A 16,010-nucleotide genomic window follows, 5' to 3' on the forward strand; every position below is an offset into this window, starting at 1 on the left:
CTCACGGTTTTGTTTCACACGGCGATCATCTTGCGCGGGCAAGCTGTCGGGCAGGACAAGGAGCACCCCGTGAACGGACAACGTGGTTTCACCCTGATCGAACTGATGGTGGTGCTGGTGATCGTCGGTATCGCCAGCGCCGCTATCAGCCTGAACATCCGCCCCGACCCAGGCAAGCACCTGCGTGCCGACGCCGAACGCCTGGCGCGCCTGCTGGAATTGGCGCAGAGCGAGGCCCAGGCCGACGGCCAGCCGCTGCGCTGGCAAAACGATCGCGACGGTTACCGATTCGTGCGCGCCGATGGCCAGCTACTCGCCGAGGGCCCGCTCAAGCCGCGCCGCTGGCAGGCCGAGGCGGTCAAGGTTCAGCGCGAACCCCGAGGCGCGGTGTGGCTCGATGGCGAATGGATCAGCGCGCCGCTGACCCTGCGCCTGCGCAGCGGCGCGCTGCGGGTGGAACTGGCGCGCAACGCCGCCGGCCAGGTGCGGGTGAGCCAGCCATGAATCGGCAAACAGGCTTCACCCTGATCGAAGTGATGATCGCCATCCTGCTGATGGCGGTGGTCAGCCTGATCGCCTGGCGCGGGCTGGACAGCGTCAGCCGCGCCGGCCGGCATGTGCGTGAGGCCAGCGAGGACCAACAGGCGATCCTGCGGGTGTTCCAGCAGCTGGAACGCGACCTGGCCCTGCGCGCCACCGTCGAACTGGTCGAACCACCCCTGCCCGGCCGCGAACCGCCGGGCAAGCCATTGCTGCCTGCAGTGCGCGCGCGTGCCGATCGCCTTGAGCTGGTGCGCTCCGGCGCCGTCGCCGGCAGCGGCCTGCAACGGGTGCGTTGGTACGTGCGTGGCGGCACCCTGTACCGCACCGCCGCGCCGCTGCGCGAGCGCTTTCCGCTGCCCGCGCCCAAGGCTGCGGTGGCCGTGCTGGACAACGTCAGTGCCTTCGAGCTGCGCAGCTGGCAGGCCAAGGGCGGCTGGCGCTCACCGGCCAGCGAAGCCGACGACAACCCAGCCGGTCTCGAAGTACGCCTGAACCGCCGTGGCCCCCAGGGCGAGGAGCGTTACCGCCAGGTGCTGGGCCCGTTCAACTGACCAGCACCACGCCGCCCGGCAGCTCCAGGCAGCGTGCGCCATAGGCGACACGGATCAGTTCGGCGGCCTGGCGCAACTGGTCGAAACTGAACCGCGCCTGCACCCGCCGGCGCCCCAGCGTGGGGTTGAGCAGCACCAACCGGCCGGGGCGGTAGCGGTTGATCTCGTCGATCACCCGGGCCAACGGCGCGTCGCGGAACACCAGCATGCGCTCACGCCAGGCCATCACCTGGCCCGGGTCGAACGACTCCGGCATCCCGATGCCTTGCGCGCCATAGCGCAGTTGGCGCCCCGCCGGGAGCACCTCGACCCGGCCCTGGACGGCCACGCGCAACTCACCGCCCAGGCAGGTGACGCAGACCCCCTCATCGTCCTCGCGCACGTTGAACCGGGCCTGCTCGGTGCTGATCACCCCATCCTGCGCTCGCACCTGCAAGGGCTGGCCGGCCTGCACCTCGATCTCGCCGGCCAGCAGGGCGATCCCCTCGGGCTCGCGGCTGACCCGGGTGCGCACGTTCAGCTCAAGCTCGATCCCGGGCGCCAGCGCTACCCGTTGCTGCTCGCCGATATCGGTGGCAAACGCCGGTGCCGGCGCCATGGCCTCTTCGAGCAGTCCGCCACGCCAGGCCAGCAGCGCCACCGATGCCGCCAGCGCGCCGCCCAGCAACGCCCGGCGACCGAGCAGCGGCGCGCCCTGCCCGGCCTGTCGTGCCGCGGGCCCGAGCAGGTGCCAGAGCTGGCGTGCCTGGGCAAACGCCTCGGCATGCGCCGGGCTGCGCGCGCACCACTGGCGCAGGGCCCGGGCATCGGCCTGGGTGGCCTGGCCGGACGTCAGCCGTAGCAGCCAGTCCTGGGCCTGGCGCTGCAAGTCGGAATCGGGCGGAATCTGGGACATGGGGCTCACATGAAGAGGTCGACTATCGTTCAAGACGGTTTTCCCGCGCCGGGACCGAACCGCTGAAACACTTTTCGGTCCAGGCGCATCGCGCAATGCCCCAGCGCCGCCTTGAGTTCCTTCTCCACCGTGCGCGTGGAGATGCCGAAGCGCTGGGAGATTTCCAGGTGCGAGGCCTCCTCCAGGCGGGCGGCAATAAAGATCCGCCGACGCCGGGCCGGCAGCTCGTAGAGGGCACCCAACAGGTTCTGGATCTCGCGCTGGCCGCCGACGATGCGCGCCGGGTCCTGGTCTTCGGCCACCTGCAGCAGCGCCTCGACCTCGGCGCCAGTGAGCAGCCGGGCGTCGGCCTCGCGGCGGTCGGCGGCGACGTTCAGGGCCATGCGGTACAGGTAGGCGCCGGGGCGCTGCAGGTCGTGCGTCGCGTCCATGCGGTCGACCCGTAGGTAGGTTTCCTGCAGCACGTCATTGGCCAGGTCGTCAGAACCGAGCCGACGCCTCAGGCGTACCCTGAAGGCGTCGTAGGAGGTCAGAAACAGCTTGACCAGCGCACTGTCCCGAGGTTTGTTCATGCCGCCGCAGCTCCTTGCGAAAGTGGGCAATCCATAGGTTCCGGACGCAGCAGCAGGGTCAGCGGCTGCGCCAGGGATGTCGGCGGCGCCTGTTCCAGACGCACCGTGCGCAGGCGCTCGACCAGCGCGGCGTCGCGGGCGAAATCGCCGGTCGAGGCCAACAGGCGGCTCTGCACCAGCTGACCACCGGCGTCGATCCATACCTGCAAGGCCGCCCGGTAAGCGCCTGGGCGGGTCAATGGCGAAGCGCACAGCGCGCGCTCGACCGCGTGTTGCAACGCCAGCGCATAACTGCCCGATGACGGGCCGCCGTTGCGCCCACGCTCGGCCGCTGCGCGCAGGCGCAGCGGTTGCAGGGTGAAGCCGCCGCCACTGTAGTGCGCCTGCAAGCCGGTGCCCTGCAACAGTCGCTGCAGGCCTTCACGTGCAGGGTAACGACCCAGGACCTGGCTGGAGCGCTGGCCGGCGAGCAACGCCTGGTCGACCAGCACCGCCAGGCCGCTCTGCCGACCGAAGCTGTCCAGCGCCCGGTCCAGCGCCTGGGCCGGGATATCCAGCGTCAGCAATGGCTGGCCACGCAGCCCGGGGGCCGTCACCAACCAGGCCAGCATCAGCGCGCCGACCACAAGCAATGCACGCACAGCTGTCCGGGCCTCCTTGCTGGCCGCCGTCGCCGGGGAAACGTCATCCTGGGGCCTGTGTATGACGCTGTGGTGACAGCCTGCGGCAACCAAAGCTTCACCCCGATTGCGACCTGCAGGCGCTAGACTGCGGCGAAGAACGACTGCCCGGAGACTCGCCATGGCCCGCCTGCCCCTGACCGCCCTGCCCCTGCTGCTGGCCTGCGGCCTGCCGGCGTTCGCCGAACCGCCCAAGGACGGCCAGGGTTGCATCGACGTGCAGGTCGGGCAGTCGCGTGCGCTGGCCTATGACTGCCTGACCCAGCAGTTGCAAGGCAGTGATCCGCGCGCGGCCAAGGGGCTGCGCGAACAGCTGGATCCGGCGCGGCAGATGCAGCGCAGGGCGCCGAACCAGATGGGGCTGGCGACGCCGGCGGCGACTTCGACACGCATGGGTAACAGTTTTGGCAGCTCGGTGGTGCCGCAGCGGCCTTGATGGGGTTGGCGATGGATCGGCAGCGCTCTTGAGATCGAGCGCCGCCCGCGCGGCGCATCGCGGCACAAGGCCGCTCCTACATCTGTTTCGGGCCAATCAATCCTGTACCAATGCCTGGTCTGCCTTGTTGGCCCGACGAAATTACAGCATGGGCACCACTACCCCTCCCTGCGCAACAAATAGGTATCCATGATCCACCCCTTGCGCCGCCGCACCTCCTCGCGCAGCTGCACGATACGCGCCTTCACCGCCAACAACGGCCCGCTGACCAGCAGCTCGTCCGGCGTGCCCAGGTAGGCCCCCCAATAGATCACCAGTTGCGGGTCGTCCAGGGCGGCAAAGGCGCACTGGCCGTCGAGCATCACCAGCACATTGTCGATCCGCGCCTGTTCGCCCAGGCGTCGGCCCGGCAGCACGGTCAGCGGCTCGCCGATGCGGTTGAGGGGAATCTGGTGGCGGGCGGACAGGGCCTGGATGCTGCTGATGCCGGGGATCACCTGCAAGGCCAGCGCCACGCCTCGTTCGCGTACCAGGTCGAGAATGCGCAAAGTGCTGTCGTACAGCCCGGGCTCGCCCCAGAGCAGGAAGGCGCCGACGTCGTCGGCCCCCAGTTCGTCCTCGATCAGGCGGACGTACAACGCGGCGCGCTGGACGTGCCAGTCCTGCACCGCGCCGACATAATCCGGCGCCTGGCCATCCCGGCGCGGGTCCGCGACCTGCACCAGGCGGTAGCCGCCCTCGGGCCGATAGCGCTCGAGGATGGCCCGGCGCAGGCGCACCAGTTCATCCTTGTCGCTGCCCTTGTCGAGGACAAAGAACACCGTGGCGCGGCGCAGGGCCTCCACCGCCTCATAGGTGACCTGACGTGGATCGCCCGGCCCGATGCCGATCAGTAGAAGCTGTTTCATCGCCTGCCCTGCCTGGTTGCCAGTGGTCATTGTCGACCGACCACCGGCCCTTTCGCAAAGCGGCTCAGAAGATCGAGAAGTTGTAGCTGACGATGACCCGGGTCTCGTCCATGTCACGCGCCCACTTCTCGTAGTTGCTGCGGTAGGTGGAGTTGCGCAGGCGCACGCTGACGTCCTTGAAGGTGCCGGACTGCACCTGGTACTTCAGCTCGCTGTCGCGTTCCCATTCCTTGCCCTCGGCATTGCTGCCCGGGACCTTGACGTTGTCGCCGTTGATGTAGCGGGTGAAGAAGGTCAGGCCGGGCACGCCCAGGGCCTTGAAGTCATAGTCGTAGCGCACCTGCCAGGAGCGCTCCTGGGCGGCGGCGAAGTCGTTGACCTGGGCGTAGTTGACCAGGTACGGGTTGCTGCCATCGAGGTACGGCATGGCGCTGTCGCCGTACATGCGCTGCCAGCCGGCGCTGAGCTTGTGGCCCCCGAGGCTGTAGCCGAGCATGCCGCTGAAGGCGCGGTGGTCGATGTGCCCGGCGCGGGCGTTGCCGATATCGTCGCTCTTGATCAGCCGCAGGTCGGCCGACAGCGTGCCGACCTCCAGGGGCTGGCTGGCGACCAGGCCGAGGAAGTGCTGGCGATAGATGTTCTCGAGCTTGGAGACCTGGTACTGGGCACTGACCCGCTCGTTGAAGCGGTAGTCGACACCGGCCAGGTCGAAGTGGTCGGCCTCGATGTCGCAGGCGTAGCGCTTGTTCTTGCAATGCACGCGGATGTCCTGGCGGTCGGTGGAATCCCGCGCGGTGTACTGGTTCAGGCGCGCCAGGGTGAACTTGAGGTCGCGCACTTCCTCGGAGGTCAGCCAGGCACCGTGGAACATGGTCGGCAGCAGGCGGCCGTCGTTGTACTTGAGCAGCGGCACATCCGGCATCATCGACCCGTACTTGAGCACGGTGTTGGACACTTTCACCTTGCCGGCGACGCCCATCTTGGCGTACTGGTCGGCGGAGTGGCGCGGGTCGTGGCCGGAAGACGGCAACAGACCGCTATTGCTGTCGGCGGGGCTGGAGTCGAGTTTGAAACCGACCATGCCCAAGGCATCCACACCAAAGCCGACCGGCCCCTGGGTATAACCGGACTGGACATTGAGAATAAAGCCCTGCGCCCACTCTTCGCGTTTCGACGCGCCCTGTTTGGAACTGCTGTGGCCGTCACGAAAGTCCCGGTTGAAATAGACATTGCGTGCTTCGACCTTGGCACTGCTGTCTTCAAGAAAACCGGCGGCCTGGGCGTTGACACCGGCACACAGGAAGAACAGGCCGGCAACTCGGCGCCCAGGGGCGATGGGAAAAGGGGCAAACATGCGAGGGAACATCCAAAAGAAAGGCGAAAAACCATCCGGGCAGTCATCTGCACCGGCACTACGCGATGAACGAATACATTTCGACCATCATCCATAATTTTGCGCCAAGGGCTCTAGCATGAGCCATGGGACCATGGTCTAAAGCCTCTGGCCGGGTCGGTTCGAATAACGCGTGAAAAACCGGCAAAGTTCCCCACTAATTGATTGAAAGTTTGCTGTTTACCCACTCGCAAGCGACTACTACACTCTCGCTTAGCGAACAGCTTTACCCATCCACGTGGCCGGCGTTCAGTCTGGTTTCATGTTCGTCACGTCCCGCCACGACAGACTTACAGGAGTGATGACAGTGTCCAGACTTGCAGAGTTTCGTGCTGCCGAAAAAGCGCTCAAGGAACAGATGGCACAACTGGAAGCGCTGAAAAAGGATGCCGGCCTTAAACGCGAAATCGAATTCGAGCAGAAACTAGTCGGCCTGATGAAAAGCTATGACAAGAACCTGCGCGACATCATCGCCATCCTCGATCCGAAGGCCGTGAGCCGCGCCCCGGCGCCGATCAAGCAGCAGCGTCGCCCCCGAGTGGTGAAGGTCTACCAGAACCCGCATACCGGCGAGCGGATCGAAACCAAGGGCGGCAACCACCGGGGGCTGAAAGCCTGGAAGGAACAGTACGGAGCGCAGACGGTGGAAAGTTGGGTGCGCTGATGAAACCTCGACACCTGCTTCACACTTTTTTCACATGCGCAGGCCCACTATCGAACCAGCTAAAGGACTAGCGACCCCATCACGCGCCCGCACATGCGGGCCTCTAATTCCGGCGCCCCGCACTCGTGCGGGGCGCTTTCATTTGCGCTGGCGAGGGACTCCCGTATCATGGTCCGCCTGTTTTAGGCCCTGATTCAGGAGTACCCATGAGCCTGCACGATCTGCAAACCCTGCCCGGCGTCACCGCCCAGCCGGACACCGCCACCGCCAACTTCGTGTTCAACCACACCATGCTGCGGGTAAAGGACATCGAAAAGTCCCTGGATTTCTACACCCGCGTGCTGGGCTTCAGCCTGGTGGACAAGCGCGACTTCCCGGAAGCGGCCTTCAGCCTGTACTTCCTGGCCTTGGTCGACCAGAAGGCCATCCCGGTGGACGACGCCGAGCGCCACCAGTGGATGAAGTCGATCCCCGGCGTGCTCGAGCTGACCCACAACCACGGCACCGAGAACGACACTGAGTTCGCCTACCACAATGGCAACACAGACCCGCGCGGCTTCGGTCACATCTGCATCTCGGTACCGGACGTGGTCACCGCCTGCACCCGCTTCGAAGCCCTGGGCGTGCCGTTCCAGAAGCGCCTGAGCGATGGCCGCATGAAGCACCTGGCCTTCGTCAAGGACCCGGACGGCTACTGGGTCGAGATCATCCAGCCGACCGAACTCAAGGCCTGATCGTCGGTCGCGCTCGTCGGGCCGGGAACTCCCGGCCCCTCGCTGTGGTATCAAGAAGGAACGCCTGTTCCCAGCCACAGCGAGGTAAGGACGATGCAAACCCTTCACTGTGAATACCGCGACCACACCATCACCGCCAGCGTGATGCCCCACCCCGACTCGCCCCTGCCCTATGCGGCCGGCTGCGTGATCACCGATCCCGCGGGCCACAGCAGCCGGCGGATCTCGATGCCGATGAAGTTCTTCGCCGACCTGGACAATGCCCAGCATGTATCCCTGGCCCATGGCCGGGCGCTGGTTGACCAGCAGCTGGACGAGGCTGACCGGCGGGTGTTCTGAACGGAGGCGTTCTCGCACTCCCAGAAAAAATCGAAACTTTTTGATTTCACCGGGACAGCGTGGGAGCGGGCTTGCCCCGCGATCACCGGCAAGGCCGGTGCCATATCACATCGCGGGGCAAGCCCGCTCCCACGCTGATGATGCTTGCAGCTTTGCGCCCTGCGCGACAGTAAAGCCCGAAAGACTTGGCGATCTCCTGCAGGTCGCCACGATGCGGTCAGATATCCCGGGCAAACGCCACTGCCGCGTCTACCTGCTCGGCCGTCGGCCGCACCCCGGTGTACAGCACGAACTGCTCCAGCGCCTGCAACGCGATGACATCGAGCCCGGTGATCACCGGTTTGCCCAGCGCCTCGGCGGCGCGGATCAGTGGTGTCCGCGCGGGCATGGCCACCACGTCGAACACTTGCTGCGCCGCCGCGATGGCGGCTTCACTGAATGCCAACTGCTCAGCCTCCGGCCCTCCGGCCATGCCGATCGGCGTGACATTGACCAGCATGGGCGGACACCGATCGCCCAGGTCCGGCAGCCAGCGGTACCCGCAGACATCCGCCAACTGTCGCCCGGCTTGCTCGTTGCGAGCGACGATAGTGCCCTCACGAAATCCTGCGTCACGCAGGGCACTGGCCACCGCCTTGGCCATGCCGCCGCTGCCGCGCAGGGCGAACGCGGTCGCTGGATCGACCTGGTGCCGGGCCAGCAGCTGGCGCACCGCCAGGTAGTCGGTGTTGTAGGCCTTGAGATGACCATTGGTGTTGACCAGGGTGTTCACCGAGGCGATGGCCGCGGCGGACGGATCGACCTCGTCCACCAGCGCCAGACAGGCCTCCTTGTACGGCATCGACACGCCGCAACCACGGATCCCCAGTGCGCGAATACCGGCTACGGCGCCAGGCAGGTCCTGTGTGGTCATGGCCTTGTAGTAGTAATCCAGCCCCAGCTGGCGGTAGAGATGGTTGTGAAAGCGCACGCCGAACGTACCGGGGCGCCCTGCCAAGGAGATGCACAGCACCGTTTCCCTGCTCGGTGAATGGCTCATCGCGGTTCCTCTGTCATGGCTGAATCGATTGCGCCAGCGTACCAGACCCTGCCGCCGGTCGCCCCTTACACAACCTTTACCCTTTGCCGGCGCGCACTTTACCGTAGCCGCGGTCATAGTTGTCAGGCCCCGTGCGTGGGGCTGTCTTGCGAGGTGTCGCCATGAAGCGTTTGATTCCCGGAATCGCCCTGCTGGTCGGCGCGTTGGCCATCAGCGGGCAGGCATCGGCCCATGGTGGCGGCTGGTATGGCCCGGGGCCAGTGATCGGCGCGGCGGTGGTGGGTGCGGTGGTCGGGGCGGCAGTATCGGGCGGCCACGACCGTACCGTCTACGTCGAGCGCGAGCCGGCCTACTACCCGCCACCCCCGGTCTATGTGCAGGCGCCACCGCCGCCGGTCTACTACCAGCCTTACGTGGTCGAGCGCTATGTGCCCGCCCCGCCGCCACCGGTGTACCGGCGCTACTACGGCCCGCCACCGGTGTACTACGGTCCGCCGCGCTGGTAAGCGCCATAGTTGATAAAAGCAATGACCACTATCGAGGACATTGATTTCAAACCCTGAAGCCATCTGCGTAAGGTGGGGCCATGTTCGAGAGGAGATCCATCATGGCCCCGATCCAGATCATGTCCGTAGTCGGCAGCGCGGTACCCAGCAACCTGCGCCAACAAGGCCTGCTGGCCTGCTGGTACCTGCTGCGCAATGGTGAAACCATCAGCGGCCCGTTGACCAGCCGCCGCTCGGCCGAAACCCTGGCCGACCGCCTGCTCGGCCAGGTGTTCGCTGCCTGACCCCGAATTTGTTGTGCGTTGCTCCCTACGCCCCTTGTGCCCGCCTTGATGGCGGGCTTTTTTTGCCTCGCAGAAACCCGACCTCACGGTTTCACGACCTGCGCAACGCCTGCGCCGTGCAGCCGAAGCGCCGCCGAACCCACTTGCCCAGGTAGCTGGCATCGCCCATCCCCACTTCATCGGCGATCTGCGCCAGGCTGTGGCTGGAATTGAGCAAACGCCAGCGCGCCTGCTGCAGGCGCAGCTCCTGCCACCAGGCCTTGGCGCTCATGCCATGACACGCCTGGAACTGGCGGTCGAGCTGGCGCCGGCTGATGCCCAGCTCGGCCGCCAGCGCCTCCACCGGCAACTGCGCCGCCAGGTGATGGCGCATCAGCGCCGTGGCACGCTGCACCTGGCGTCCCTGCCCGACACCAGCGTCCAGCGAACGCAGGGCGTGAAGGCTATCCCGGCTCTCGTCCACCAGCATGTCGGCCAGGCCCTTGAGCGCCCGGGCGCGGCCACTGGCGCGGGCGATCAGCTCCACCGCCAGGTCGATGGCCGCCGTGCCGCCGGCGCAGGTGATCCGCTCACCATCGAAGCAGAACAGCTGCCCGGTCAGCAGGCGCACGCGGGGAAAGGCCAGGCGAAACTCCGCCTCATGGCGCCAGTGCACGACCACCTGATGACCGTCCAGCAGGCCACAGGCGGCCAGCAGGAAGGCTGCGTTGTCGACGCACACCAGCTTCACCCCGGCCTTGCTCGCCTGCTTGAGCAGGGCCTGGTAACGCGGTGCCAAGGCCGCCGTGGCACTGGCGTTGCGCCCGCCGAACAGCACCAGGTGATCGTAGTCGCCCCAGCGGATGTCCGCAGGGGTTGCCTCGACCTGGACCATCACTGCGCTGCTGGAAACCACCGGCTCCCGGTCCAGCCCGAGCACGGTCCAGCGGCAATAGCGCTGGCGGCTGTAGTCCTCGTCGTCGGCGGAAAAGCGCAGCTTGTCGAGGAACGCGCCGAACGGCAGCAGGGCGAACTCCGGTAACGGCAGGATCAGCAGTCGCAGGTCAGGTGTCATTCAGGAATGTCCAGATATAACCGTTCAATGACCAGATACTACCCTGTATTTCCACTGCCCTGCCCTACACTGGCGCCCTGCACACCCACAAGGCTCCCCCATGGCACTCGACACTTGGCTCATCTACCTGCTCGCCAGCATCGGCCTGTCGCTGACCCCAGGTCCGAACAGCTTGCTGGCCCTGACCCATGGCGCGCTATATGGCGCCAGCCGTACGCTGTTCACTATCCTCGGTGGGGTGCTGGGCTTCAGTCTCCTGATCGCCCTGACCATGTTCGGCCTGAGCGCACTGCTGCAGGCCTCGGCCTCGGTGCTGACGGTGCTCAAATGGGTCGGTGGGGCCTACCTGCTCTGGCTGGGGATCCAGCTGTGGCGCAGCCCGGCGCTGCACCTGGAGCAACCTCGCGGCGGCGTGGCGCTGAGCAATGCCGGGCTGTTCCGCCAGGGCTGCCTGGCGGCACTGGCCAACCCCAAGGTGCTGCTGTTCTATGGCGCGTTCCTGCCCCAGTTCATCGATCCGCAGCGCGGTTTGCTGGTGCAGTTCGTGGTGATGGCGGCGACCTTCGCCAGTGTCGAATGCCTGGTGGAGTACCTGCTGGCACGCCTGGCGTTTCGCATCCGCCCGTGGCTGGCCAAGGGCGGCCGTAAGTTCAACCGCTGCTGCGGGAGCCTGTTCGCGCTGATCGGCGTGGCCCTGCCGCTGGGGCGATAGAAGCCCCGGAGATCAACGCCGGGAAACGCTCAGGAACACCATCAGCGCCAGCGCCGGCAATCCCGCGCCCAGCAACGCCACGCCGCTCCAGCCGTACTGCGCATACACCCCGCTGGCCAGCGCCGAGCCCAATGCCCCGCCGAGGAAGATACTGGTCATGTACAAGGCATTCAGCCGGCCGCGACTGGCCGGATCCAGCGCGTACACCTCACGCTGGCCGATGACCATGTTCATCTGCACGGCGAAATCCAGCAGCACCCCGCTCAACCCCAGGCCGATCACGCTGGCGCCCGGCGCGCTCAGACCCAGCAGCAACGCCAGCGGCGCCAGGGCCATCGCCAGCAGCGAAGCACGTCGCGCATGCCCGGCATCGGCCAGGCGCCCGGCCAGCGGCGCCGCCACCGCGCCCACCGCCCCCACCAGGGCGAACAGCGCGATCTGGCTCTGCGACAGGCCGTGCTCGCTGGCCAGCGCCAGCGGCACCGCCGTCCAGTACAGGCTGAATGCGGCAAACATCAGCGCCTGGTACAACGCCCGCTGGCGCAACGCCGGATGGCGACGCAACAGCACCAGCAACGAGGCCATCAGCCCGGCATAGCTGGCCTTGTGCTCCGGCACCCGGCGCGGCAAGGTCAACGCCAGCAGCAGGATGATCGCCACCATCACTCCGGCGGCGCCGACAAACACCGCGCGCCAGCCGAAGTGATCCGCCACCAGGCTCGCCAGCGGCCGCGCCAGCAGGATACCCAGCAGCAACCCACCCATGATGTTGCCGACCACCCGGCCACGCTCACGCTCCGGCGCCAGGTGCGCCGCCAGTGGTATCAGCATCTGCACCGCCACCGAGCTGAAGCCGATCAGCAACGCGTACAGCAGGAACATCTCGCCCTGCCCGTGGCCGCTGGTGCCGGCCAGCAACAGGCTGCCGGTGGCCAGCACCGCCGTGGCGATCATCAGCCGGCGGTTCTCCAGCAGGTCGGCCAGCGGCACCAGGAACAACAGGCCCAGGGCGTAGCCGATCTGGGTCAGGGACACGATCAGGCTGGCCCGCTCGGCGGGCAGCCCCAGGTCCGGCGCGATCAGGCCGACGATGGGCTGGGCGTAGTAGATGTTGGCGACGATGGCGCCGCAGCAGAACGCCAGCAGCGTCACCAGGGCGCGGCTCAGGCCCGGGGCCGATGCCTGGGCGACGGCGAGGGAGGGATTCATACGAGGGTACCTCGGCTTGCGAAAGGATGTGCGCGAAGGGTGACGGACAACCGCCCCGGCGAGAATCCATCGCCCGCGCAACGGGCCTTTGCGTGGCGCGCAACGCCTCAGCCGACCAGCAGTTCCTCGCAGAAGGCAACGAACGCCATGACCCGGCGCGAGCCGCGGTGGTTGGGCAGGTACAGGGCGTTGATGCTGGCGCTGGCCGCCCCCGGACTCACCGTCCAGTCGGCAAACAACCGTTGCAGGCGCCCGGCCTCGACATCCTCGCGCACCAGCCAGTCGGCCAGCAGCGCCACGCCGCTGCCGGCAATGGCCGCCTCGCGCAACAGGTCGGCGTTGGCGCTGCGCAACGGGCCGCTGACATCCAGTTCCAGGCGCTGCTCGCCCAGGCTTAGCCGCCACGGCCGCGCCGACTGGCCGTAGCGAAAGCGCAGGCAGGCGCACGCGGCCAGTTGCTGCGGTTCGGTCAGCACCGGCTGCTGGCTCAGGTACGCCGGGCTGGCCACCAGCCAGCGCTCGAAACGCCCCAGCGGGCGACACACCAGTTCATCGCTGGGCGCCGGCTCGCCAAGGCGGATGCTCAGGTCGTAGCGGCCATCGAGCAGGTCGTCGAAGCGGTCGCTCAGGTCGATGTCCAGCTCCAGTGCCGGGTGGCGGGCAAGGAACGCGCCCAGGTGCGGGGCGATGACCCGGCGACCGAACTCCACCGGCAGGCACAGGCGCAACACCCCGACCGGCTCCTCGCCGCGGTCGGCGACGCTGGCATCGGCATCGGCCAGGGCCTCGAGGATCTCGCGGGCCCGCTGGTAGTAGCTGGCGCCGGCTTCGGTCAGGCTGACCTGGCGGGTGGAGCGATTGAGCAGGCTGGCCCCCAGCTCCAGTTCCAGGGCGTCGACCTGGCGGGTCACCGAGGAGGTCGCCACTCCGAGCCTGCGCGCGGCGGCGGAAAAGCCACCGGCCTCGGCGGTGGCCATGAACACCTTGAGCGCCAGCAGCTTGTCCATCGTCAATCTTCCATGGGGCAAAGGCCGAAACCTTCCTACAATCACCGGCTGGAATCAACCACGCGCGAGACGCCCATGCCCGACAACCTGTTCACCGCCCTGCCCGCGCTTGCGCCCGACGCCGAGGAGCAGTTCACCGACCTGCTCCGGCGCCCGGGCCTGCGCATCGAGCGTATCGTCTCCAGCGGCCAGGCCAGCCCGCCGGGGTTCTGGTACGACCAGGCCGAGGGCGAATGGGTGGTCGTGCTCAGCGGCAGCGCCGGGCTGCGCCTGGAGCACGAGCCGCACACCCGCGTGCTGCGCCCCGGCGACCACCTGGACATCCCGCCCGGTTGCCGCCACCGGGTGGAATGGACCGAGCCCGGCGTGGCGACGGTATGGCTGGCGGTGTTCTATCAGGGCTGAGCCAGTACCGCCGTGGCGGGCGTTGCCTGCAGGCGATAGAACCGCCACGGCAGCAGCACCGCCGCCACGGCCAGGCCACAGGCGAAGCCGACCCAGACACCCACCGCGCCCAGCGAGGAGTGGAAGGCCAGCCAGTAGCTCAGCGGAAGCGCCAGCAGCCAGTAGCTGATCATGGTCACCCCCACCGGCCAGCGGTAGTCCTGCAGGCCACGCAAGGCACCCAGCGCGGTGGACTGCAGACCGTCGGCCACCTGCATGGCCGCGACCACCACGAACATCGGCACGGCGATGGCGATCACCTGCGGGTCATCGCTCATGGCCTCGGCGATGGAACGGCCGAACAACGCAAGCAGCACGGTGGCCACCAGCATCCAGGCGGTAACGCTGGCAAAGGTGGCGCTGCCGATGGCGCGGATGCGCGCCCTCTCGCCGCGGCCCTGGGCCTGGCTGATGCGGATGCTCACCGCCGCGGCCATGCCCAGCGGCAGCATGTACAGCAGCGCGCCGATCGACTGCACCACCTGGTTGGCCGCCAGGGCCGCATTGCCCAGCCAGCCGAGCATCCAGGCGGCGATCACCACCGCGCCGGCCTCGGCGAGATACCCCAGGCCCAGCGGCCAGCCCTCGCCCAGCAGCGTGCGCCAGCTTAGTCGCGGCCCCTGTGGCGCCTGCCGGTAACGCGCCAGCGAAGGCGCCAGGCGCCAGTAGGCCAGGGCCAGCAGCACTGCCAGCGATTCGGCAATTACCCCGGCGACGCCGGCGCCCAGCAGGCCTAGCGCCGGCAGGCCGAAATGGCCGTGGATCAGCCCGTAGCTCAGCGGAATGTTGAACAGCACCGCGCTCATCACCAGCAGCACGCCCACCCAGGGCCGGCCGATGGCTTCCAGCACGTCCTTGAACACCACCGCCAGGCAGTACGGGATCAGGAACACCGCCATCGCCTGCCAGTACGGCGTCAGCAGCGCCACGTCGGGCAGTGGCACGCCCAGCCATTGCACCAAGGGCAGGCAGGCCAGCATCGCCAGGCAGCCGAGGATGCCCACCAGCAGGCCATAGCCCAGTCCGGCGCGTAGCGTGCGCGCCACGGTGCCAGGGTCGTCGGCGCCATAGGCATGGCCGACGCGCACGCTGAGGGTGGCGAGCATGCCGTACAGCCCGGCATGGAAGATCAGCCCGGCGCTGCTGGTCAGCGCGACACAGGCCAGCACCACGGTGCCCAGCGAGGCCAACAGCACGGTATCGGTCAGGCTGATCAGCTCGGCCGCCGACAGGCCCAGCACCAGCGGCAGCGACAGGCGCAATAGGCCGGGCAGCTCGCCCAACCAGGCAACATTCTTGGATGAAACGAGGGCAGTCACGGTAGTAACCTCCAATTCACATACGCCGCGTATGCTAATGCTATTTATTGACATACGCAACGTATGCTAATTTGCAGGCATTGCTTTTTTACCCGGAGCCTCCCATGCCCAACCCTCGCCGCAGCCGCGCCGCCATGAGCGCGGACACCACCGAACGGCTGATCGCCGTCGCCCGCCGTCAGTTCGCCGAAAAGGGCTTTGCCGCCGTGGTGATGGACGAACTGTGTGCCGAAGCCGACCTCACCCGAGGGGCCCTGCACCATCATTTCGGCGGCAAGGCCGGATTGTTCACCGCGGTGGTGGAGCACCTGCTCGAGGAGATCAACCAGGCGATCGACGCCCGCTACGCCACCCACGACGACCCGTGGGAGGGCTATATCGACACCTGCCTGTACTACTACGACCTGCTGCACGAGCCGGCCCTGCGGCGCATCCTGCTGCAGGACGCCCCCGGGGTACTCGGCCCGCGCCTGCGCGAGCTGGAGGAAGCCAGCTATATCGGGCCCATGGTCCAGGGGCTGGTGGAGTTGCAGCAGGCCGGCAGGCTGCGCGCCTTCGACGCCGTGGCCATGGCGCACCTGATCAACGGCGCGATGGGCGACAGTGGCATGTGGGTGATTGCCCAGGACGATCCGCAGGCGGCGGCGGAGCGGGTGAAGGGGGCGTTGCGCTGTTTGATGGAGGGGTTGCAGGCCTGAATGGCTACGCCCCCCTGTAGGAG

General features: G+C 67.3%; 21 protein-coding genes. 11 read left to right on the forward strand and 10 right to left on the reverse strand.

From position 1 onward, the window contains the following. The first annotated feature begins 69 nt into the window (after positions 1 to 69). Together gspH and K2O50_RS13860 are read left to right on the forward strand one after the other, a co-directional pair. Positions 70 to 504, forward strand: coding sequence for a type II secretion system minor pseudopilin GspH (gene gspH, locus K2O50_RS13855; protein WP_050705434.1), 435 nt, complete (start codon positions 70 to 72; stop codon positions 502 to 504). Then, on the forward strand, positions 501 to 1,094 hold the full coding sequence (locus tag K2O50_RS13860) for a type II secretion system protein J (RefSeq protein WP_050705433.1): 594 nt from the start codon (positions 501 to 503) through the stop codon (positions 1,092 to 1,094). Before gspH ends, K2O50_RS13860 begins: the two co-directional genes overlap by 4 nt. Here K2O50_RS13860 and K2O50_RS13865 read toward each other — a convergent pair. The 3 genes from K2O50_RS13865 to K2O50_RS13875 are packed head-to-tail and all read right to left on the reverse strand — an operon-like array spanning position 1,087 to position 3,202. After that, the gene (locus K2O50_RS13865; protein WP_050705432.1) at positions 1,087 to 1,989 is read right to left on the reverse strand and encodes a FecR family protein; all 903 of its coding nucleotides are present in this window, start codon (positions 1,987 to 1,989) and stop codon (positions 1,087 to 1,089) included. The two genes, K2O50_RS13860 and K2O50_RS13865, sit on opposite strands and share 8 nt — an antisense overlap. A 29-nt stretch (positions 1,990 to 2,018) precedes the next feature. After that, positions 2,019 to 2,561 carry an RNA polymerase sigma factor gene (locus K2O50_RS13870; protein WP_050705431.1) on the reverse strand — a complete coding sequence of 181 codons (543 nt, stop codon included), beginning with the start codon at positions 2,559 to 2,561 and terminating at the stop codon, positions 2,019 to 2,021. Then, a complete protein-coding gene (locus tag K2O50_RS13875) occupies positions 2,558 to 3,202 on the reverse strand; it encodes an STN domain-containing protein (RefSeq protein ID WP_256205984.1) in 645 nt (214 codons plus the stop codon). The genes K2O50_RS13870 and K2O50_RS13875 overlap by 4 nt, the downstream gene beginning before the upstream one ends. Positions 3,203 to 3,362: 160 nt before the next feature. Here K2O50_RS13875 and K2O50_RS13880 point away from each other — a divergent pair, with 160 nt between their 5' ends. Then, positions 3,363 to 3,677 (forward strand): hypothetical protein, encoded by a 315-nt coding sequence (locus K2O50_RS13880; RefSeq protein WP_050705430.1) that lies wholly within the window; start codon positions 3,363 to 3,365, stop codon positions 3,675 to 3,677. A 158-nt stretch (positions 3,678 to 3,835) separates the two neighbouring features. On the opposite strand, the gene cobF is transcribed toward K2O50_RS13880, so the two are convergent. Together cobF and K2O50_RS13890 are read right to left on the reverse strand one after the other, a co-directional pair. Then, on the reverse strand, positions 3,836 to 4,585 hold the full coding sequence (cobF, locus tag K2O50_RS13885; RefSeq protein ID WP_050705429.1) for a precorrin-6A synthase (deacetylating): 750 nt from the start codon (positions 4,583 to 4,585) through the stop codon (positions 3,836 to 3,838). Between the two features lie 64 nt (positions 4,586 to 4,649). Then, a complete protein-coding gene (locus tag K2O50_RS13890; RefSeq protein ID WP_050705428.1) occupies positions 4,650 to 5,939 on the reverse strand; it encodes an OprD family porin in 1,290 nt (429 codons plus the stop codon). 346 nt (positions 5,940 to 6,285) lie between these two features. Here K2O50_RS13890 and K2O50_RS13895 point away from each other — a divergent pair, with 346 nt between their 5' ends. From K2O50_RS13895 to K2O50_RS13905, 3 genes are all read left to right on the forward strand, one after another. Further along, positions 6,286 to 6,642, forward strand: coding sequence for a histone-like nucleoid-structuring protein, MvaT/MvaU family (locus K2O50_RS13895; RefSeq protein WP_050705427.1), 357 nt, complete (start codon positions 6,286 to 6,288; stop codon positions 6,640 to 6,642). A 206-nt stretch (positions 6,643 to 6,848) separates the two neighbouring features. Continuing rightward, positions 6,849 to 7,376, forward strand: a complete 528-nt coding sequence (gene gloA / locus K2O50_RS13900) for a lactoylglutathione lyase (RefSeq protein ID WP_050705426.1) — start codon at positions 6,849 to 6,851, stop codon at positions 7,374 to 7,376. Positions 7,377 to 7,469: 93 nt separating this feature from the next. Continuing rightward, the gene (locus tag K2O50_RS13905) at positions 7,470 to 7,715 is read left to right on the forward strand and encodes a hypothetical protein (RefSeq protein WP_050705425.1); all 246 of its coding nucleotides are present in this window, start codon (positions 7,470 to 7,472) and stop codon (positions 7,713 to 7,715) included. A gap of 217 nt (positions 7,716 to 7,932) precedes the next feature. Here K2O50_RS13905 and K2O50_RS13910 read toward each other — a convergent pair whose 3' ends face one another. Next, positions 7,933 to 8,754, reverse strand: coding sequence for a shikimate 5-dehydrogenase (locus K2O50_RS13910; RefSeq protein WP_050705424.1), 822 nt, complete (start codon positions 8,752 to 8,754; stop codon positions 7,933 to 7,935). A gap of 161 nt (positions 8,755 to 8,915) precedes the next feature. Between K2O50_RS13910 and K2O50_RS13915 the strand changes: the two genes are divergently transcribed. Both K2O50_RS13915 and K2O50_RS13920 read left to right on the forward strand, forming a co-directional pair. Beyond that, positions 8,916 to 9,260, forward strand: a complete 345-nt coding sequence (locus K2O50_RS13915; RefSeq protein ID WP_050705423.1) for a hypothetical protein — start codon at positions 8,916 to 8,918, stop codon at positions 9,258 to 9,260. Positions 9,261 to 9,361: 101 nt separating this feature from the next. Continuing rightward, positions 9,362 to 9,544 (forward strand): hypothetical protein, encoded by a 183-nt coding sequence (locus tag K2O50_RS13920; RefSeq protein ID WP_050705422.1) that lies wholly within the window; start codon positions 9,362 to 9,364, stop codon positions 9,542 to 9,544. A 91-nt stretch (positions 9,545 to 9,635) separates the two neighbouring features. On the opposite strand, the gene K2O50_RS13925 is transcribed toward K2O50_RS13920, so the two are convergent. Further along, positions 9,636 to 10,598 carry a GlxA family transcriptional regulator gene (locus tag K2O50_RS13925; RefSeq protein ID WP_050705421.1) on the reverse strand — a complete coding sequence of 321 codons (963 nt, stop codon included), beginning with the start codon at positions 10,596 to 10,598 and terminating at the stop codon, positions 9,636 to 9,638. 100 nt (positions 10,599 to 10,698) lie between these two features. Here K2O50_RS13925 and K2O50_RS13930 point away from each other — a divergent pair, with 100 nt between their 5' ends. After that, on the forward strand, positions 10,699 to 11,310 hold the full coding sequence (locus tag K2O50_RS13930) for a LysE family translocator (protein ID WP_050705420.1): 612 nt from the start codon (positions 10,699 to 10,701) through the stop codon (positions 11,308 to 11,310). Positions 11,311 to 11,322: 12 nt separating this feature from the next. Here the strand turns inward: K2O50_RS13930 and K2O50_RS13935 are convergent, their stop codons facing one another. Then, positions 11,323 to 12,519, reverse strand: a complete 1,197-nt coding sequence (locus K2O50_RS13935) for an MFS transporter (protein WP_050705419.1) — start codon at positions 12,517 to 12,519, stop codon at positions 11,323 to 11,325. Positions 12,520 to 12,626: 107 nt separating this feature from the next. Then, entirely contained in the window at positions 12,627 to 13,526 is a 900-nt protein-coding gene (locus K2O50_RS13940) for a LysR family transcriptional regulator (RefSeq protein WP_050705418.1), read from the reverse strand. Positions 13,527 to 13,601: 75 nt separating this feature from the next. Between K2O50_RS13940 and K2O50_RS13945 the strand changes: the two genes are divergently transcribed. After that, positions 13,602 to 13,931 carry a cupin domain-containing protein gene (locus tag K2O50_RS13945; protein WP_050705417.1) on the forward strand — a complete coding sequence of 110 codons (330 nt, stop codon included), beginning with the start codon at positions 13,602 to 13,604 and terminating at the stop codon, positions 13,929 to 13,931. On the opposite strand, the gene K2O50_RS13950 is transcribed toward K2O50_RS13945, so the two are convergent. Then, the gene (locus K2O50_RS13950) at positions 13,922 to 15,289 is read right to left on the reverse strand and encodes an MATE family efflux transporter (RefSeq protein WP_220689814.1); all 1,368 of its coding nucleotides are present in this window, start codon (positions 15,287 to 15,289) and stop codon (positions 13,922 to 13,924) included. The genes K2O50_RS13945 and K2O50_RS13950 overlap by 10 nt on opposite strands. Positions 15,290 to 15,393: 104 nt before the next feature. Here K2O50_RS13950 and K2O50_RS13955 point away from each other — a divergent pair, with 104 nt between their 5' ends. Beyond that, on the forward strand, positions 15,394 to 15,987 hold the full coding sequence (locus K2O50_RS13955; RefSeq protein ID WP_050705413.1) for a TetR/AcrR family transcriptional regulator: 594 nt from the start codon (positions 15,394 to 15,396) through the stop codon (positions 15,985 to 15,987). The last annotated feature ends 23 nt before the right edge of the window (positions 15,988 to 16,010 follow it).

The organism is Pseudomonas sp. 2hn, assembly GCF_019646095.1.
GTDB lineage: Bacteria > Pseudomonadota > Gammaproteobacteria > Pseudomonadales > Pseudomonadaceae > Aquipseudomonas > Aquipseudomonas peradeniyensis.

Coding starts and splice junctions, on each gene's coding strand:
- K2O50_RS13860 (WP_050705433.1), top strand. CDS start 501: ATGAATCGGCAAACAGGCTTCACCCTGATCGAAGTGATGATCGCCATC.
- K2O50_RS13865 (WP_050705432.1), bottom strand. CDS start 1,989: ATGTCCCAGATTCCGCCCGATTCCGACTTGCAGCGCCAGGCCCAGGAC.
- K2O50_RS13870 (WP_050705431.1), bottom strand. CDS start 2,561: ATGAACAAACCTCGGGACAGTGCGCTGGTCAAGCTGTTTCTGACCTCC.
- K2O50_RS13880 (WP_050705430.1), top strand. CDS start 3,363: ATGGCCCGCCTGCCCCTGACCGCCCTGCCCCTGCTGCTGGCCTGCGGC.
- cobF (WP_050705429.1), bottom strand. CDS start 4,585: ATGAAACAGCTTCTACTGATCGGCATCGGGCCGGGCGATCCACGTCAG.
- K2O50_RS13890 (WP_050705428.1), bottom strand. CDS start 5,939: ATGTTTGCCCCTTTTCCCATCGCCCCTGGGCGCCGAGTTGCCGGCCTG.
- gloA (WP_050705426.1), top strand. CDS start 6,849: ATGAGCCTGCACGATCTGCAAACCCTGCCCGGCGTCACCGCCCAGCCG.
- K2O50_RS13905 (WP_050705425.1), top strand. CDS start 7,470: ATGCAAACCCTTCACTGTGAATACCGCGACCACACCATCACCGCCAGC.
- K2O50_RS13910 (WP_050705424.1), bottom strand. CDS start 8,754: ATGAGCCATTCACCGAGCAGGGAAACGGTGCTGTGCATCTCCTTGGCA.
- K2O50_RS13915 (WP_050705423.1), top strand. CDS start 8,916: ATGAAGCGTTTGATTCCCGGAATCGCCCTGCTGGTCGGCGCGTTGGCC.
- K2O50_RS13920 (WP_050705422.1), top strand. CDS start 9,362: ATGGCCCCGATCCAGATCATGTCCGTAGTCGGCAGCGCGGTACCCAGC.
- K2O50_RS13925 (WP_050705421.1), bottom strand. CDS start 10,598: ATGACACCTGACCTGCGACTGCTGATCCTGCCGTTACCGGAGTTCGCC.
- K2O50_RS13930 (WP_050705420.1), top strand. CDS start 10,699: ATGGCACTCGACACTTGGCTCATCTACCTGCTCGCCAGCATCGGCCTG.
- K2O50_RS13935 (WP_050705419.1), bottom strand. CDS start 12,519: ATGAATCCCTCCCTCGCCGTCGCCCAGGCATCGGCCCCGGGCCTGAGC.
- K2O50_RS13940 (WP_050705418.1), bottom strand. CDS start 13,526: ATGGACAAGCTGCTGGCGCTCAAGGTGTTCATGGCCACCGCCGAGGCC.
- K2O50_RS13945 (WP_050705417.1), top strand. CDS start 13,602: ATGCCCGACAACCTGTTCACCGCCCTGCCCGCGCTTGCGCCCGACGCC.
- K2O50_RS13955 (WP_050705413.1), top strand. CDS start 15,394: ATGCCCAACCCTCGCCGCAGCCGCGCCGCCATGAGCGCGGACACCACC.